This window comes from Aquimarina rubra, assembly GCF_042684305.1.
GTDB classification, from domain to species: domain Bacteria; phylum Bacteroidota; class Bacteroidia; order Flavobacteriales; family Flavobacteriaceae; genus Aquimarina; species Aquimarina rubra.
Map to the genome: position 1 here is coordinate 357,593 of NZ_JBHULE010000002.1, position 16,681 is coordinate 374,273.

Genomic DNA, 16,681 nt, shown 5'->3' on the forward strand with positions numbered 1-16,681 from the left:
GCGAAAAGCGGATGTTAGAAACTCTTGGGTGTGTTTTTAGAATCTTATCTGCTACCAGCTCAGCGAAGTCTCCTGACTTTGAGTAATGTCTATCCAGTTAAAGCTTTCCGCGAAGTTGGGAGACTTTGCGGAGCTTGGTTGCAGGTATTTCAAAGTCTTGATCGTTCTTTTGTATAAGAATATTTTGCTTGATGGTATCCAGACTAATTTTATAATGATCCTTGAAACATTTTTTAGTTACCTGATATTCATTGAGGTTAGTTAATAAGCTTTGTTTCCTATTAGAATTTTGCCATAGATTTCCAGAAACGCTTTCGTTGTTATTCTTTGTGTAAAATAAAAATGCTAAAGCACTAAGCAATAATATTGATTTTACAATTTTTACCATTTAATCTATCAAGTCTATGAATACAGGTTTTAAAATATAATTATCATCCTTTTCAAATTTATAGATTCCATTTAAAGTTTTAAAACCTTCTAAACCTTTATTAAGGCTTGGTTGATCATGATTAAACAAAACCAACTTAAATGGTAGTTCGCCATTTTTATTAAAACAGGACTTATCAAAAGCATAATTCTCATACAACTCTCCTGTTCTTGTATATATACTGTCTTTTATTTTAAACCTTTTTTTCACATCATTTAACATAGTTTTAAATTCCGTCTCAACAACTGGATCAAGAGAATAGTCATTTGTGTTTAAATGATAGAAGTTCTTTTTACTTAGAAAACCACTGCCTTCCCAAACTTCAAAGAAATTGATAAACGTCTCCTCTTCATCATTTAAAGCAAATGGGAAAGTAATCTTTCCCCCATCATCGTGTTCGAATGTTAATAATGTATCCTGTCTATCAGAATATATAATCAACTTTTCTTCACCTTCTTCTATTATACTATGATTCGCATAGATTTTGACTTTTTCGTCCTCGTAAATTAACTTATCATCTTTACCTTGAAGTCCGGAATATTGTTTTTGAAAATATGCCAGAAAATCTTGCTTTTCCGTGCTTGAAGGATTTATTTTACTCTTATTGTTTTTAACAGATTTTTGATCACACCCAATCAAAAACATAGAAATAAAGATTATTCGAGCGAAAAAGACCATCCTCTACTACTTAAAAACTCTCTTATGAAGCTTCCCGTTTTTAAAGGTTTCTGTATATAAAAGATTTCCTTTATTGAAATTCTTAAATGAATAGTACTTCCATTCATTGATGGGTTCTCCCTCTTTAAACTCAGCTTCTAAGTATGTCATTTCGTTTACAAAACCATTCGGTTTCATTTCTATCCAGACACCTTCTCTCATTGAATTCTTTACCAAACCTTGTTCTTCTCTTCCTTTATACAAGCCATCTTTTTCATAAAATCGTACAATTTTACCATTTGGCTTTATTTGCCATTTTTCATTTCTTATGTACTGAAAGCTTTCTCCACCCATCATTGATTGTAGTGTAATGATAAAATTATTATCAATATACGGATAGACTTGATATGTATTAACAGGTTCATTTGTACTATAATAAATGTTACAAGCATCAATTAGTTTACCCTCTTTTGACTTGACTACTAAATCGGTAACAGTAACGGGATTATCTCCATTACAATTGTTGCCAAAATTGTGATCATAGTATTTTGGGAATGTAGAATATAGGTAAACATCAAAAGTATCTAAGTCGCTTATCTTTCCTGTTTTGACAAAAGATTCATAAGGTCTACAATAAAACAAATTGTTTTCAGTAAGTTTTGATTTCTTGGCACTTACTAAAGGGATATCATAGTATCTGTAGTTCTCCGGTGTAGAGCTATAATCATTTTTACTATCATTATACGAGACTTTGATACTATCTTCTTTACTCCAAAGATTAAAAACCTTGTAGTACTTATCAATTTTTTCGATTGTTTTTTCTATTTCTGGTCTTTCATTCATATTGTAACCAAAAACGATAGTGGTATCCTTTGGAAATTTACTTGATAAAAGCTCTTCGGCCCCAAATGGAAGTTTATATTTCGCAACGTCTTTACTTTGGACATCTTTTTGAGGAGCTTTATTTGAGGTCACTTTGTTATCAACAGCGGCCTTAAAAGTTTCTCTACTTCCATCTGTTCTCTTACAACAAATGAATACTGCTGAAATAAAAATTAGGAAAAACCACTTTATATACATCGTTTATTCATTTAAATTATCTATCTCCGCTACAAAGTTTCCTGACTTTACGTGAAGATTTGAAGCGGATAGATATACCCTAAAGCCAGTAGATTTTGCGGAGTTGGGATTATTTTTTATTGAAGAAAATATTCTTTTGAATTTCGTAGACACTCAAATATCCAATGTTATTCAAATTAAGGATTTCCATCTCCATTTTAGATTTACCGCTAAATATTATCGCTGGTAAAATACTTTGATCTTCAAGAGTTTTAATATTACCATCCCTAACAATCTTATGAGATAGGGACGTTTTTATTTCATTTGAATCTTCTGCTTTTATTTTCAAATCCAAGATTTCCCAAGGATAACCCCAATAATACTTACCATCCATCTCTATTACAGGATTAAAATAGAATAAAATTTTATCATTTTTTAATGAAAAATCCTGCTTATAAATTCCATAACTTATACCGTCTTCATCACCTTGTGCTTTTACTAATTCAAGATCTTTGTCTTTATCAAGGTTGATAAACCACTTATAATCATATTCTATATAAATCTCATTCTCTCTTTTAATTGTAAAATCAGATGTCACCCAATACTCTACAACCAGCTCACCATTTTCTATTGCTTTGTTAGCCCTACACAAATAATCATTATTACCATCCCCATTAAAATCGATGATTTCTGTTTTCTCAATTTCAAAAGGTATTATTTTTTTTAATTGTTCGGGCGTCTCTATTTCCTTAGGAATAACAAAATTTGTGCTCCCTATTTGTTTATTAACAAAATCTTTACTAACTACTGCAGCAGTGTCACTTTCTAATTTAATCTTAGAAACTTGGCTTTGATTTGAGGAATTTTTGCAAGAAAATAAAACTATAAATACTGCTAAATATATTAAAACTGACTTCATACTATTATGTTTGACTTTCCTTTTTGGGGTTAATTATAAGGTTATCCTTTATTTCAGGTACGTTTTCCAAAGGATCTATTCTTCCACCTGATTTATTGCTTGTATTTCTAACTTCAAAATGTAAATGGTTCTTCTTAGAATCAGTCTTATTAGCATTACCTGTCACCCCTGTTTCTCCAATTTTAATACCAGCTTTTATTTTAGTGTTTATTTTAAAATCTGGTTTCTTATCTAAATGTGCATAAAAAAAGTAAAGTGTTTTTCCATAATATTGACTCTTAATTCCAATACAGTTTCCATATGTAGATGAAAAATAATTCAAATATATCTCACCATCAACACAAGCATATGTGGTCGTTCCAATAGGAGCGTATAAATCTAGTCCTTCATGTTTACCACTATTTCTTGCTGTCGTACTTTTAAGATAAGCACTGCTCTTAGGCTCCCATCTATTAGAACCAGGACCATACCAGCCCCTATAAGCCATAGTATCTAAAGGATCGTGCCATCTACAAGCGTTAAATTTAAACGTGTAATCCTCATAAGACTCTTTAATTTGTGGAATTGGAGAATTTATTTCCTCAACAATTAATTTTAAGTAATTTGTGACATAATTATCTTGACTTTTCCTTAAGGTCTTCTTCCACTTCTCAAATTCAGTCTTTTTATCTTTCCCTTTCCATAATTCTACCTCAGCAACGGCATATCCATTTTCTACGGTAGCTTTGATTTCTGTGACTTCTTTACCTTCTCGTAAAACGGGTAACGGTTGATCTTTAGCTACCAATAATGGTTCTTTTTCGAATAGCTTAAAAACAATTTCTTTGTCATTGATATTATCACACTCAGCCACTAGTTTTACTTTTTGCCCAATAACTGCATCTTCTAATTTTTCGTAATGATCAACTGTTGTAGTCGGGTTTTTCTCTCCTACTTTTTTACCTTTCTTATTTTTAACCTCTGTCATTGGGCCATCTGCCACCACTTCTTCTTTGTCTATTTTTGCAAAAAATGCATCCTTGATCGTTTCTTTCGGTGTAAGTTTGATATTCCCAAATTTGTTTTGTTCATCAGATATGTTAAGACCTACATCCTTTGCATTTGCTATGGTTACATATAATTCCAACTCATAAGGATCTTGTTTTTTTGAAGACTCTGCAACATACGCAAAATCGAAAATAGCTTTGTATGAATCTTGTTGCTCATCTGTTTTTTCGTCAGCAGCAGCTTCTTTATATGTTTCCTTATTACCTACTTTAAATTGTTTGATATGATCACGCTCTTCAATCTTAAGCTTGTTTTCTTCCCAATCCGCATAATCATCTGTTGTCGTCATAGGTGCAGGATTTGGTGTCAAATCTTTATCATAAATATTAGTATCCAATGTTTTACCAGTTAATCCTAATGTTTTAATATACAAATAAATATCTTCACTATATCCAGTCTCTTCTAATCTTTCTCCGTCTGCAGACATCCAATATACTTCCGCAATTTCCGGAGTTGCCAGTACACTTCTTGTAGCCACAGAATTGTTGCTAGAACTTAGTGTTGGTTTATCAATATAAGCTTCTGTCTTGATTTTCTCTCCATCCAGCCATTTAGAAAACTTTACTTTCAGTTTTATGGTTTTAACACCTTCTTTTTCTTCTACAATGTGCTCCGCATAGAGAATTCCATTTTCATCAATAGCCTTAAAGTTCTCTTCTTTCTTCTTTGCTTCATTTTCTGCTTTTGATATCAACAGAAAATCTTCTTTGGCATCTTCTTTTTCCGATGTTTCCTTGATCTCAAAACTTTTAGCCGACAGTTTATCCTGAGTTTTATCTAACCAAAAACACCATTTTATATTTTCCTTATCAGCCTCAAGCGTTGCAGCTTTGGCAACAGTATATTCCTTTACTTCAAAAATATATTCTGTTCCTGACTTAAGTTTATTTTCTTCTTTACTTCCATACTTTATCTCGTTCGCTTCAGTATCAAAGACCTTTATAGTTTTTACCTTGTTTATCACCGGGTTTTTTAGAGGGGCGGTAGTTACCTGATTGGATGGATTTCCTGTTTCTGAAATTGTAATCATCTGATCTTGTTAAGCGTTTTGTTCATCAATAATTTCTAAAAGTACTTTTGTAGTGTCTCCTACAATGGCCACATCTGTTAGGATATCCTCCTCTACTCGTTGTCCGTTGTACTTAAAATCATGTTCTCTACTTGACAGATCAATATCCACTGTCTTACCATCTCCATCTTTTGTCTTGATAACGAGATAGACTTTCCCATTTTCTAACTCTGTTATTTTGTTACCAGATTCATCTTCGAAATGAGCAGATTCAATAATTAGATCTTTTCTTTCCTCCCGTTCCGTAATCGGTGCGGCTTCTGTAAAAGGATTGCTGGGATTCCAGTTTTTTTCATAGAGTACATCTCGTACGCGTTGGATTCCTGGTGACAGCAGCAACTCCATTTTTAATGGGCTATTACCTTCTGCATTAAACCGTTCCTGTAAATGGATACAGTGACAATTGGCAAACTCAAAATCAAAAAGCTTGCTATATCCATCTCGTTTATAAAAACGCACATAGCCATTGTACATTGTATGCGTAGAAAACATCCAATCGTAAAACAACTCATCATTCTTGGTAGATTCTATGAGTAAGGTAATCCTTCCGCCTTGTATCGTGGTTTTGGGGCGACCATTATGATCGATCAGTTGTTGATACAAAAATGTACTATCCAGCACATTTCGTTCTTCGTCATTAATAAATAGTTTTGCCTGAAAGGCCATAGGCTTAGTAATTTGGTTATAGAACTTATCTTGGATACTACTTTGACCTGCAAAATTCGCATTTTGCACTCTAATTTTATAGTTTTTTTAACCGTAGCTAAGGCTATGCCGAAAAAAAACTACGGTATCATAGCACAAAAGCCAAACTTTTCGGTTAAAAACTAGTATTCAAGATCAGTTCATTTGCGAGATGAAAATATCAAAAAAAACGTTCACAAACGTTCCGTTATACATGAATTCGATGTAGGGACATTTTCCCGCGATAAAAAGTTCATTTATACTCATCATGATGAGTATAGTAAGAACGATGTTTTTACAAAACAGTATACACGTTGACAATTTCTTTTATCAGGTAAAACGCAGGACAAACGGATAAAAGAAATCTTTTGTCTTCACATTCTAATTTATAATCACATCTATATAAATATCTGGCATCTCATCAAGAATGAACTATTTTAGCCATATGCGGTAATTTCATTTTTAATGTTCTCGTATATTTATAATGTCCAACAGCTCGCTGCGAACAAAAAATGCAAAAGAAATCCAATAAAACCTAAACCCTTATTTTAGAACAACAGATCTATGCTTGCCTTTTTTAAAAAACCTCATCCCTTCATCTTCAATGTTTATAGTGTTCTGATCCCTGTTATCATTACATTTTTTATCATCGTGGTTTTACAACCTTTCCAATTTCAGGATTTTGGAACCACTTACCTACTCATTAGCGGTAGTATGGTTTCGATACTAGTTGGGCTAAGCATTGTAGGTTCTGTAAAAATGTTACAAAAAATTTTCCCAAAGGCTATGGCCGAAAACAAATGGACAGTCGGAAAAGAGTTCCTGCTCTTTCTTTTTGTGCTTATCCTGCTGATTGTTGTAATGTCGCTAACATTACTTATCCTAAATCCCCGTGCTTCTGCAGTAGCTTTAATGGCACGCACATCGGCCATAACCTTTGCGATAAGTATTTTCCCTATTTTGATTTCTATTATGTTTGAACAGTACAGGCATCAAAAAAAGCAGTTACAAAAGGCTACATCCCTTACCAAAGTTTTGAAATCAAAAAACACCGAACTTCTGGCCCGTACCTCTGATCAAATACCTGTAGCACCACCGGTAATGATCCCTTCAGAAAAAGGTGAAATAGAACTTAGACTCGATCCTAAAGATTTGGTGTACATAAAATCAGATGGTAATTATATAGAAGTATTTTTTACAGACCGGGATCAGGTTCACAAAAAACTCATCCGTAACAGACTAAAGCATATCGAAGAATTGTTACCCCCGATTACTTTTTTGAGATGTCATAATAGTTATATCGTTAATGGCAACCATATTATTGAGATACAAGGCAATGCCAGAAACCTGATGTTAAGGTTAAAAGGAATCACAGAAACGGTTCCTGTTTCGAGAGCCAAGGCCCCTATGATTTCAGATTTTTTACATCATCTGAAATAGCCCTATGCCCAATCATCACAAATACGTCCCATACATCACGAAACCAATAATTAAAGGGGTTATCTGATTTTCTTGTAAGAGTTTTGCAGCATCAAAATTCTTACTTATGGAAACGATGACCAACAACATTTTATACGTTCATATTCTTGCCGGTTCACTGGCATTGATCTCCGGTTTTATTGCAATGATTAGCCCCAAAGGAAAAACCTGGCACCGAAAATCCGGCAAATTGTACTTTTATGCTATGACTGGTGTTTTTATTACCGGAATCATAGTAGCAGGACTTCGGTTCAACCGATTTTTGTTCCTTATTGCTTTCTTAAGTTATTACAGCGTGTTTTGTGGTGTGCGAATTCTAAAACTAAAAAAACTACATCAGCAACAAAAAGGTACCTGGTATGATTGGTTTGCAGGTATTGTTAATGCCATTGCCAATATAGTATTCATCATATTGGGCTTATATTATGGAATCGCAAGAGGATTTACTTCGGGCGGTGCTTTATTATCGATTGGATTTGGTATTGGAGGACTTTTGATTTCGTATGCCAATCTAAGTCCACTCATCAAAAAGCCGGAACAAGCGTATCATTGGTATTTATCCCATATCGGAAATATGATGGGCGGTTATATTGCTACAGTAACCGCATTTATCTCAACCATGGTGACAAGATATGACCTGATGAATCCGTATTTGGCCTTTGCGTTGCCTTCTCTTATCGGAATCCCGATACTGCTGTATTGGCAGAAAAGAATTGAGAAAAAATTTGAGACTGCTAAAATTAAGTGATACATAGGTAAAGGTATGGTAAAACACTACTTTTCAAAATAATTCCATAGCACAGGTAACATTTGTGTTTCTTTTGACACAATATCTAGAGAAGCAGTATTCCTACTGCAATAATTTTAAAACTAAAAACTATGTCAAAAGAACAGTATGACGCAAAAGTAGCCGTCTTTGAAGTTTAACTTCACCTACATAATTCTTCCCAACTTTGAGAAATTACTGCCCACTTTATAGATATCCTTATATTAGTATCCATATATCAAGGTTTGTAAATTTTTACATAAATTCTGGAAAGTCTATTTGTCGAAAATAAAAAAGCTCCTAAAGAAACTAGAATATATTATTCAAAGTCTACTAGTATATTCCATATAGTATTTTCTATCTTGTTTTTCGGTTTTGGGATCTATACCTTTTTTTCTTTAAGTTACTTCATAGGTATTGGATTCATTGCAATATCAGTTTATGGAATAAAGAGTAAATACAAACTTGTAAAAGATAGAAGTATTCAGTTGATTCTTTCTGACGCAGGTATTAGCTACAAAGGAACTCGCATCAAAAAATGGTCAGAAATAAAAAATGAAGATATAGTTACTGAGCCCAATTACTCTGGAGGGCAATTAGAATATTACCTGAAATATGATCACAGAAACGGGAATGAAAAAATACTCATCAACGTACTTGATATCAGTACACAAAGACTGGAGTACCTTCTAAAAATATATAGAAAGAGGAATAAGAAAAGTTTATAATTACTGCTCATAAAAATTAAAAAAAGAGTAACATTTTGCCCTACCACCATACTTATAGTACAAGTAAGTAATTATAAAGAGTGATGGAAAAAGACATACTTGTTTTAGAAGAGAAAGGATTTCCTGTAATCAAAATCTATCCTGATCACTTTGAGGTCAAAGCTATTGATTATTCAAAATACAGAACTTTTTATTATTCTGAAATTAAAGATATTAAACATTATGACCCTAATAATAATTGGTGGACAAAACTTCATATAATGTCCTCTTTAACTGCTCAAATATTTTCTAAAAATGATCCCTGGATTCTGAAGATCATAAAAAAGAATGGTGGAGACTGGACGTATAAGACTTCACCAAAATCGAATTCTGAGTTTAATCAAACCATACAACTGTTAAAAATGAAACTCCAACAATAATTCTTAATACCTCACTCCACAAAATATCCCAAATAAGTGTAATAGCTGTTGAGTTAGAGAAATGCTTATATTCGTGAACTACACAATTTCTAGTCGCTTCATGAAAAAAGTATTTGCCCTTGTATTATTCTCTATCGGACAGATCGTGTCTGGTCAAGAAAACAATCCCGAACAAATTGATAGTAAAGTAAATGTAATAGAGTCGAACACAGAATTATCATTTAGTGAATTCGATTGGGTCGAACTAACCGGGATAGTCACAGATGGTGGTGGCGTTTTAAAGATCTGGAGTAATGACGACACCATTCATAAAATCATCGAAGAAATAGGGTTCTCATATGGTAGATTAACAACGACTATTTATCTCAGTAATCAAACTCCCATAAAAATTATAGAAACAGAAGAAAATTTTGAAAGAACAAATGATGGATTTAAGTATTCAGTATTGGAAGAAGTTTTTAGAAAGGAGTATTATGTGTTTGACTGGGAACGAGAAGAAGGAGAAACTAATACAATTGGAAAAAGGTTTATGAGTGAAGAAGGATGTTCTAATTATGAAATCTATGATCCCATTTTAGAACGTGCCAAAAAAGCGATCACTAAATGATTTGTTTTCTAAAAAAGATACCTGACGATATACTCGATAAATCAGAAAAGGCATTGAAAATTCTTATCAAAATATTAATCGCCTTTTTCGTGTTATCACTTTTGTTGACCACCTGGAAGCAAATGATGCTATACATCAGCTTTTATCTTATTGCATGGGGATTGACTCCTATCTTTCTGTTACTTCAAATAACTAATATCATTAGAAAACACAAAAAGTAGTTTCCCGCTCCACTGTATAAAATATCCTAACCTTGAGGAATACCTAATCCTTAAGATACCCGCTTACATCCCCAAACCACATCATTCTACATCACCTTATGTGGATAGTTCGTTTCGCGGTTCTGAAACCTAAGAATCGCTTCTTTTACTACGACCCCTTTATCGATATTGATCGCATTATTGATGGTTGCGTGTTGCTTCCAGTTTTGTGGCCCGGCAATCACCGCCGCTAAGTGTACGATTAATGCTGCAGAAATCGCTCTGGAGGCACTTTCCCAAAAATAGCTTGGGGTGTGATCTACCGCATAATAATCAATATGATCTATGGATAGTATTGGTTTTTTAAACGTAGTAGGTGTCGCAAAATAGAACCCCATACCTTCGTCGCAACTAACATCTATAATAAGTGCGCCCGGTTTTAGTCTGGATTTTTCTTCTGCGATCACAAAATCGATCGGATCATCAGTATCCTGATACGTACCGTTCACAATGATCTCTGATTCGCTGATCAAATCGATCAGTGGTCGCTCTGATCCGTCGTGTTCTACAACCTTTAATCTAGGTTCATTAGCTTCTCCTTTGGTAATGCGCACATAATTTACATCTAATATTTCCTCTCTGACTTCGTGATCCGGTCTTTGAATACAAATGGTGATATCCCGAAATCCATGTGCTTTTAGTGCATAAATCGCTCCTCTGCTCACCGCTCCAAAACTAAAAATAATCACCTTTCTTTGGTTGCCATAATGTCCGTCGATCCCCTTAAGTTGCAATGCGTGTATTACCGCAGCATACCCTGCCATCTCATTATTTTTATAAAAAGTATGTCTCCCGATTCTGCCATTTGGACTCCAAACAAACATATCTTCAAAGGCTATTAAGGTTAATTTTCTATCAATAGCGGTTTGTGTGATCTGCATTTGCTGAGCGCAATGAGGATATCCCCAAAGCACTCCTCCGGTTTTCAGTTCTTGTAAATCTGATAGTACCGGTTTGGCAATGATCACGGATCCGATGTCCGACAAGATCTCTGATCGTGTAGCGATCCCTCCAGATTGTTTGGCGATTTCTTCGTCTTCAATATTAAATGGCTTTCCGTATCCTTTTTCGAATATAAGTTTTTTACGGACATCTTCAGGAAGTCTTTCTAAATGTTCCGGATGAATAGGAACACGTCTTTCATCCTCTTTTTTTGAGGTTCCGATCACTCCTATTTTTGATAATATCATATGATTTTCTTTTTAATTGAAACCAAACATCACTAATGAAATGAGTTAGGCACTGTTATAAGGCTACTAAATAGAATTATTTGCCGGCGATCAGGCATGAATTTGACCACAGAGGTGTCAATAATTAAAAAGGTTACGAAAAGTGAGCCTTTTTGTTCACCAGGAATTAGTGAGTATTATCAATACGAATGAATAAATAATTGTATGCTCCAAGTTACGCCAATTAATTGTATTTAACGGGTAATATGGATAGTATCTCTACGTTACGGAGTTGGTAACTCCTAAATTTTCTGGTATCAGGATATAAATATCTCTATTCCACAACGTCTCCAACTTTGAGGATTGCACCACACATTTTAGAAATATAATTATCTTAGTAGGTATATATCATACACATATTCATCCCTAATCAGATACTCGAAATGGACGATTTCAATCAAATATTTAAAAGTTCGAAAGCCAGAGAAATGGGTATTCAGCTCAAAAAAATTATCGAATCCCATCTGGATGGTATTGAAGAAAATGTTCTGGGAGGTGCAAAAGTAAAACTTGTACTGTATACCAGAAATGGTAAAAACAATGTCTTATGCGGAATCCAGGAAGGAAGCAACGAATCGTGTATGTTATATGTACATCATATAAAAGAAATTGATCACGAAAGACTGAAGTTTAGCGGTAAGGGTAAACACGCCAAGCGTATTAAATTTACAGATAGTAATGAGATCCGTGAAGATGATGTGAAGTGGTTATTGTCAAAAGTTAACGAAAATGCTCCTTTTTAATATTTCAATTGAAGTTCTTCAGCTCTTCCAGGTTTGTTACTTCTAACTAGACCTTTCACCGTTCAGATTTAACTATATTCGTAACAAAATCATAAAGACACAACCATATACTAATGTTAGAAAGTCTATTTGTAGAAAATAAGAAAGCACCTAAGAAAACTGTGATCTATTATTCGAAATCTACCAGTCGATTCTATATAATATCTTCTATACTTTTTTTAAGTTTTGGGATCTATGCCTTTTTGCTGTAAGCTATTTAATAGGTATTGGATTTATTGCGATATCGGTTTATGGAATAAGGAGTAACTACAAACTTTCAAAAGATAGAAGTATTCAGTTGATTCTCTCAGAAGAAGGTATTAGCTATAAAGGTGCTCGCATCAAAAAATGGTCAGAAATAAAAAACGAAGACATCATTTTTGAACCTTCATCCACCGGAAGAAAATCTTACTATTATCTGAGCTATGATCACAGAAACAGAAACGAGGAAATACTTATAAACGAACTTGATATAAGTACACAAAGACTGGAGTACCTTCTAAAAATATATAGAAAAAGGAGTCAGAAAAGTTTATAATTACTACTCAAATATTTTCTAAAACCGATCCCAAATACTGTATTTAATAAGAAATTTAAAAAATAAATGGAATACAAAACCTTTGAAACCGAGCGATTGTATATAAGACCCACCAACCAGGATGATGCGGCGTTTATCTTTGAATTGATGAACACTGAGAAATGGCTACAACATATCGGAGATCGAAATATTAAATCTGTGGAAGATGCTGCAGCCTATATTCAATCCAAAATGACTCCGCAGCTTACCAAACTGGGATATGGTAATTATACATTGATAACCAAAAATGATCAACAAAAGGTGGGCACCTGTGGGTTATATGATCGAGAAGGATTAGAAGGTATTGATATAGGATTTGCTTTTCTCCCGGAATATGAAAAACAAGGGCTAGCGTATGAAGCTGCAGAAACCATCAAAAATGCTGCATTTACTGATTTTGGAATGAATTTAATTCAAGCAATTACAACAAAAGACAATATGGCTTCTCAACGCCTTTTAGAAAAGTTGGGATTACAAGTATCCGGAACCACTACACTCCCGGATGATACTGAAGAGTTGCTGGTATATAAAATAGAGAAACAAAGTTAGGGGTCAGGCAACCTTTTCTAAGCATAACACGTCTATATAGATAGAGATACCATCATCTTTCTATTAAAACGACAACCATGTTAGAAAACCAACCAGTGAATATCAAAATTAAAATGGCAACATTATGGATCACTCTAATGTTCCTATACATCTACGGCGATTACTTTGAATTATACACTCCTTCCAAAGTAGAGAAACTGATGAATGTTACAGACGTACTCGATAGTCCTGTTAAATTATTTGTGGCTGCTGTCGTATTGGCTATACCTGCATTTATGATCGCATTCAATATTTTTTTAAAACCAGCCATTAGCAGGATATTAAATATACTGTTTGGTAGTTTGTTTACACTTGTTGTGGTGTTGGTGGGTAGTACTTCTCTTTATCCCTGGTACAGTTTTTATGTGTTCTATGCTTTTTTAGAAGCCCTAGTTACCATATATATTGTATGGCAAGCCTGGAAATGGCCAAAAGAAAATATCTAATCTATTCATCAAAAAAGGCTCAAAGTAGTTTTTTGACTTAGTATAATAACTTTTGCCAAAAATCATAGTCTTGTAAGAAGTAAAAACTCTTCATCACAAAGAAAATTTTATATTTGAAACGGTGAATTATGTAACTCAAATATTATTTTTCTTTGGTGCTATTGGTGTGTTCAACAGTTTTATTATTTCGGTGTATATACTTTTTAACAAAACCTTTGCTACACTAAGCAGCAAATTATTTGGATTATTTTTACTCGTAGTAAGTTTACGCATACTCAAGTCGCTGTTTTATGCTTTTTCTACAGAGGAGCCGATTTGGTTCTTGCAATCCGGCCCTGGTTTTTTCTTATTGATTGGTCCTTTGTTCTTTTCCTATGTAATAAGTCTGATCAGACCAAATTCATTTTGGGTAAAACATTGGAAATATCATATAGCTTCTTGGTTCTCTGCAATCGTTTTACTTTTGATTTTTATACCCTTCAGCACCTATAATGAGCTTAACAAAGTTGTTGTATTACCTATTATTAATTTTCAGTGGTTAGCTTTCATTGTACTTTCCGTAATATATTTAAAAGTAAGTTCTAAAAACAGTGTTGCTAGTGCTCTACAAATCAAATGGCTTTTGTCACTAACAGTTGCTACTGTCATTATATGGAGCAGCTATGCGTTCATCCCTTTTGAATATTTTGTTAGCGGTTCTATTATTTATTCCATCCTATTCTATGGCTTCTTTTTGTTTTTTCTTATCAAAAAGAAAATGGTTTCGAAGGTTTTTAAAAGAGTAAAATCAAATAACACCTCTACACATTCTGAAAAAAACGACCTTCTTATTCGTCAACTACATCAATATATGCTGGATGAAAGATTGTTTGCGAATCCAGATTTGAAACTATCTGTAGTTGCCAAAAAACTAGATATTTCTGCGCACGAGTTATCTAAGTTGATTAATGATAATTTGAACAAAAACTTTACTGATTTTATTAATGAATATAGAATTGAAGAAGCCAAGCTTTTAATTACTAATAATTCTTTGTATACTATAGAAGCGATAGGTAATCAATCCGGTTTCAATTCTAAATCAGCTTTTTATAAGGCTTTTAAAAAGGTAACTAACACTACACCTGCTAAATTTAAAGAGCAACAATGAGTTCTTTTTTATAAATCAGAACATGAAAAAGCACACCAAATGGTTCTTCTTTTTTGGGTTTCAATAGATTTGTAACTGTTCAAAAAAATCAATCAAAAATGAAATTCAATCTTTTTAGTATTTTACTTTTATTTATTTTCTGTTTTTCTTCCTGTAAAGAAAAAGAAACAGCAAACGAATCATTAAACAGACAGGCTAAGCATTATATAGCAGACTACGATGAACTTGTAGCTACCTTGACTACAGAGCATCCTACTTTATATGAATTTACTTCTAAAGAAAATTTTGATAAAAAAGTTATACAGCTAAGAAGTCAAATTAATAATTCTACCTCCAAAAAAGATTTTATTTGGATACTAAGCGAGCTCATCGCTACGGTTGGTTGTGGTCATACTTCGTTAGGTTTTTTTAATCAACAACGTGCCTTGCTTACACCCAAAGAATATTTTCCGCTATTAACCCGATTCATTGATCAAAAACTATATGTAATCGATAATTTGATAAACGAGGATACAGTAAATGTAGGGGATGAAATAACACAAATTAATGGTAAGTCTATAGCCGAAATTATGGATACCATTTATGCACATATAAACTCACAGGCATCCATTAAAAGTTCAAAAAAAGAACTATTTAATAGTTATAATACTTCGTATCTGGCGTATGCACTGGATTTTCCTGAAACTTACACCATAAAAGTAGCCGGTTCTGATGATACCATTGTCTTAAAATCTTTAGAAAACAAACCACCTGATGCGCCATTATTTAGTAAAAAACATCCCTGTCAGAAGGATTTCTGTTTAACAGAAGCCAACAAAGAGACCGCTTTATTAACCCTGCGCAACTTTGCTTATTACGGGAGAAAAACGGAGGTATTTACAGATTTCTTGGATGATTCTTTTAAAGAAATCAAAGACAAAGGATATACAAATCTCATTATTGATGTTAGAGGAAATTTGGGAGGGCCGGGAGCTGCGAGTATTCATCTTTTAAAACATACCTTACAGAAACCTTTTAAGTATTTTGTAGAGGATGGAACCGATGATGACAGAAGAGGCATGCAGCAACCTTTTGAAAATAATTTTAATGGTAAGATCGCTTTTGTGATGAATGGTTTAGGAAACTCTACCGTGGGGCATTTGGCGTCTGTTTACAAAGATAAAAGAAGAGTTGTGTTTGTAGGAGAAACCTTGGGTTCAAACCAGTTTTGTACTGCCAATCAAAAACAGTTTCAATTAACACATACAGATTTTCACTATACGGTGGCCAGAAATGTTTTTGTAACTGATGTGCAAGAGAAAAACACCAAGGCTACCATAACTCCGGATATTAAAATTGAACAATCCATTGAGGATTATTTATCAGACAAGGATGTGGTTTTAGAAAAAGCCTTGGAACTGATGGAAGAATGAAATATTCAATTATTTCCTTAATAGTGCTAAGTAATTTTTATAGCCATTTGTTCGTAACGCATTACGGATATGATTATATTAGTTTTTATATTGTTGTTGGCAACAATGAAGAACAAAACTAAAAGTTTAACAAATGGAAAAAAAATGGTTACTATTAATCACCATACTGATTTTCTTACTATTCACTTTCCTTTTTTGGGTGCTGACTATTGGTTATGCCAAAAAAGGATATGGTACAAAGATGTGGAAACATTGGCCAACGAGATTATCCTATTGGCAAGCTGCTATATTATATAGTATCGGATTAACGGCTATAACAATGTTTCTTTTAAAATGGGGAAATATTTTGACTTTCTAGAAGAGCTAAAAGAAAATAGTA

Annotated in this window: 18 protein-coding genes; 12 read left to right on the forward strand and 6 right to left on the reverse strand. The window is 33.5% G+C overall.

Features of this window, described 5'->3' with window-relative positions:
- Nucleotides 1–388 precede the first annotated feature (388 nt).
- The 5 genes from ACFSR1_RS02005 to tssD form a co-directional block, all read right to left on the reverse strand.
- Nucleotides 389–1,072: a hypothetical protein gene (locus ACFSR1_RS02005; protein WP_378289111.1), complete on the reverse strand. Its 684-nt coding sequence runs from the start codon at nucleotides 1,070–1,072 to the stop codon at nucleotides 389–391.
- Between the two features lie 39 nt (nucleotides 1,073–1,111).
- Nucleotides 1,112–2,164 carry a hypothetical protein gene (locus ACFSR1_RS02010; RefSeq protein WP_378289113.1) on the reverse strand — a complete coding sequence of 351 codons (1,053 nt, stop codon included), beginning with the start codon at nucleotides 2,162–2,164 and terminating at the stop codon, nucleotides 1,112–1,114.
- A 109-nt stretch (nucleotides 2,165–2,273) separates the two neighbouring features.
- The gene (locus ACFSR1_RS02015; protein ID WP_378289115.1) at nucleotides 2,274–3,062 is read right to left on the reverse strand and encodes a hypothetical protein; all 789 of its coding nucleotides are present in this window, start codon (nucleotides 3,060–3,062) and stop codon (nucleotides 2,274–2,276) included.
- Between the two features lie 4 nt (nucleotides 3,063–3,066).
- Complete coding sequence (locus ACFSR1_RS02020; protein WP_378289117.1) at nucleotides 3,067–5,139, reverse strand: M23 family metallopeptidase; 2,073 nt, start codon at nucleotides 5,137–5,139, stop codon at nucleotides 3,067–3,069.
- A gap of 9 nt (nucleotides 5,140–5,148) precedes the next feature.
- Nucleotides 5,149–5,913, reverse strand: coding sequence for a type VI secretion system tube protein TssD (gene tssD / locus ACFSR1_RS02025; protein WP_378289118.1), 765 nt, complete (start codon nucleotides 5,911–5,913; stop codon nucleotides 5,149–5,151).
- 513 nt (nucleotides 5,914–6,426) lie between these two features.
- Between tssD and ACFSR1_RS02030 the strand changes: the two genes are divergently transcribed.
- From ACFSR1_RS02030 to ACFSR1_RS02050, 5 genes are all read left to right on the forward strand, one after another.
- A complete protein-coding gene (locus tag ACFSR1_RS02030) occupies nucleotides 6,427–7,302 on the forward strand; it encodes a LytR/AlgR family response regulator transcription factor (RefSeq protein WP_378289120.1) in 876 nt (291 codons plus the stop codon).
- A gap of 106 nt (nucleotides 7,303–7,408) precedes the next feature.
- Nucleotides 7,409–8,089, forward strand: a complete 681-nt coding sequence (locus tag ACFSR1_RS02035; protein ID WP_378289122.1) for a hypothetical protein — start codon at nucleotides 7,409–7,411, stop codon at nucleotides 8,087–8,089.
- Nucleotides 8,090–8,469: 380 nt separating this feature from the next.
- Complete coding sequence (locus ACFSR1_RS02040) at nucleotides 8,470–8,835, forward strand: hypothetical protein (protein ID WP_378289124.1); 366 nt, start codon at nucleotides 8,470–8,472, stop codon at nucleotides 8,833–8,835.
- Between the two features lie 83 nt (nucleotides 8,836–8,918).
- Nucleotides 8,919–9,254, forward strand: a complete 336-nt coding sequence (locus tag ACFSR1_RS02045) for a hypothetical protein (RefSeq protein WP_378289126.1) — start codon at nucleotides 8,919–8,921, stop codon at nucleotides 9,252–9,254.
- A gap of 100 nt (nucleotides 9,255–9,354) precedes the next feature.
- A complete protein-coding gene (locus tag ACFSR1_RS02050; protein ID WP_378289128.1) occupies nucleotides 9,355–9,861 on the forward strand; it encodes a hypothetical protein in 507 nt (168 codons plus the stop codon).
- A gap of 307 nt (nucleotides 9,862–10,168) precedes the next feature.
- Here ACFSR1_RS02050 and ACFSR1_RS02055 read toward each other — a convergent pair whose 3' ends face one another.
- Nucleotides 10,169–11,311 (reverse strand): N(5)-(carboxyethyl)ornithine synthase, encoded by a 1,143-nt coding sequence (locus ACFSR1_RS02055; RefSeq protein WP_378289130.1) that lies wholly within the window; start codon nucleotides 11,309–11,311, stop codon nucleotides 10,169–10,171.
- A 422-nt stretch (nucleotides 11,312–11,733) separates the two neighbouring features.
- Here ACFSR1_RS02055 and ACFSR1_RS02060 point away from each other — a divergent pair, with 422 nt between their 5' ends.
- The 7 genes from ACFSR1_RS02060 to ACFSR1_RS02090 all read left to right on the forward strand — a co-directional run bounded on the left by ACFSR1_RS02060 (nucleotide 11,734) and on the right by ACFSR1_RS02090 (nucleotide 16,660).
- Complete coding sequence (locus ACFSR1_RS02060; RefSeq protein WP_378289132.1) at nucleotides 11,734–12,093, forward strand: hypothetical protein; 360 nt, start codon at nucleotides 11,734–11,736, stop codon at nucleotides 12,091–12,093.
- A 337-nt stretch (nucleotides 12,094–12,430) separates the two neighbouring features.
- Nucleotides 12,431–12,670, forward strand: a complete 240-nt coding sequence (locus tag ACFSR1_RS02065) for a hypothetical protein (RefSeq protein WP_378289133.1) — start codon at nucleotides 12,431–12,433, stop codon at nucleotides 12,668–12,670.
- A gap of 66 nt (nucleotides 12,671–12,736) precedes the next feature.
- The gene (locus tag ACFSR1_RS02070) at nucleotides 12,737–13,258 is read left to right on the forward strand and encodes a GNAT family N-acetyltransferase (protein WP_378289135.1); all 522 of its coding nucleotides are present in this window, start codon (nucleotides 12,737–12,739) and stop codon (nucleotides 13,256–13,258) included.
- A 77-nt stretch (nucleotides 13,259–13,335) separates the two neighbouring features.
- On the forward strand, nucleotides 13,336–13,743 hold the full coding sequence (locus ACFSR1_RS02075) for a DUF6326 family protein (protein ID WP_378289137.1): 408 nt from the start codon (nucleotides 13,336–13,338) through the stop codon (nucleotides 13,741–13,743).
- Between the two features lie 121 nt (nucleotides 13,744–13,864).
- The gene (locus ACFSR1_RS02080; RefSeq protein WP_378289139.1) at nucleotides 13,865–14,890 is read left to right on the forward strand and encodes a helix-turn-helix domain-containing protein; all 1,026 of its coding nucleotides are present in this window, start codon (nucleotides 13,865–13,867) and stop codon (nucleotides 14,888–14,890) included.
- 98 nt (nucleotides 14,891–14,988) lie between these two features.
- Nucleotides 14,989–16,302 (forward strand): S41 family peptidase, encoded by a 1,314-nt coding sequence (locus ACFSR1_RS02085; RefSeq protein ID WP_378289141.1) that lies wholly within the window; start codon nucleotides 14,989–14,991, stop codon nucleotides 16,300–16,302.
- 133 nt (nucleotides 16,303–16,435) lie between these two features.
- Nucleotides 16,436–16,660 carry a hypothetical protein gene (locus ACFSR1_RS02090; protein WP_378289142.1) on the forward strand — a complete coding sequence of 75 codons (225 nt, stop codon included), beginning with the start codon at nucleotides 16,436–16,438 and terminating at the stop codon, nucleotides 16,658–16,660.
- The last annotated feature ends 21 nt before the right edge of the window (nucleotides 16,661–16,681 follow it).

Bases quoted from the DNA above. Each gene is read 5' to 3' on its own strand.
- ACFSR1_RS02005 (WP_378289111.1), bottom strand. From the start codon at position 1,072: ATGTTTTTGATTGGGTGTGATCAAAAATCTGTTAAAAACAATAAGAGT.
- ACFSR1_RS02010 (WP_378289113.1), bottom strand. From the start codon at position 2,164: ATGTATATAAAGTGGTTTTTCCTAATTTTTATTTCAGCAGTATTCATT.
- ACFSR1_RS02015 (WP_378289115.1), bottom strand. From the start codon at position 3,062: ATGAAGTCAGTTTTAATATATTTAGCAGTATTTATAGTTTTATTTTCT.
- ACFSR1_RS02020 (WP_378289117.1), bottom strand. From the start codon at position 5,139: ATGATTACAATTTCAGAAACAGGAAATCCATCCAATCAGGTAACTACC.
- ACFSR1_RS02030 (WP_378289120.1), top strand. From the start codon at position 6,427: ATGCTTGCCTTTTTTAAAAAACCTCATCCCTTCATCTTCAATGTTTAT.
- ACFSR1_RS02035 (WP_378289122.1), top strand. From the start codon at position 7,409: ATGGAAACGATGACCAACAACATTTTATACGTTCATATTCTTGCCGGT.
- ACFSR1_RS02045 (WP_378289126.1), top strand. From the start codon at position 8,919: ATGGAAAAAGACATACTTGTTTTAGAAGAGAAAGGATTTCCTGTAATC.
- ACFSR1_RS02050 (WP_378289128.1), top strand. From the start codon at position 9,355: ATGAAAAAAGTATTTGCCCTTGTATTATTCTCTATCGGACAGATCGTG.
- ACFSR1_RS02055 (WP_378289130.1), bottom strand. From the start codon at position 11,311: ATGATATTATCAAAAATAGGAGTGATCGGAACCTCAAAAAAAGAGGAT.
- ACFSR1_RS02060 (WP_378289132.1), top strand. From the start codon at position 11,734: ATGGACGATTTCAATCAAATATTTAAAAGTTCGAAAGCCAGAGAAATG.
- ACFSR1_RS02070 (WP_378289135.1), top strand. From the start codon at position 12,737: ATGGAATACAAAACCTTTGAAACCGAGCGATTGTATATAAGACCCACC.
- ACFSR1_RS02075 (WP_378289137.1), top strand. From the start codon at position 13,336: ATGTTAGAAAACCAACCAGTGAATATCAAAATTAAAATGGCAACATTA.
- ACFSR1_RS02085 (WP_378289141.1), top strand. From the start codon at position 14,989: ATGAAATTCAATCTTTTTAGTATTTTACTTTTATTTATTTTCTGTTTT.
- ACFSR1_RS02090 (WP_378289142.1), top strand. From the start codon at position 16,436: ATGGAAAAAAAATGGTTACTATTAATCACCATACTGATTTTCTTACTA.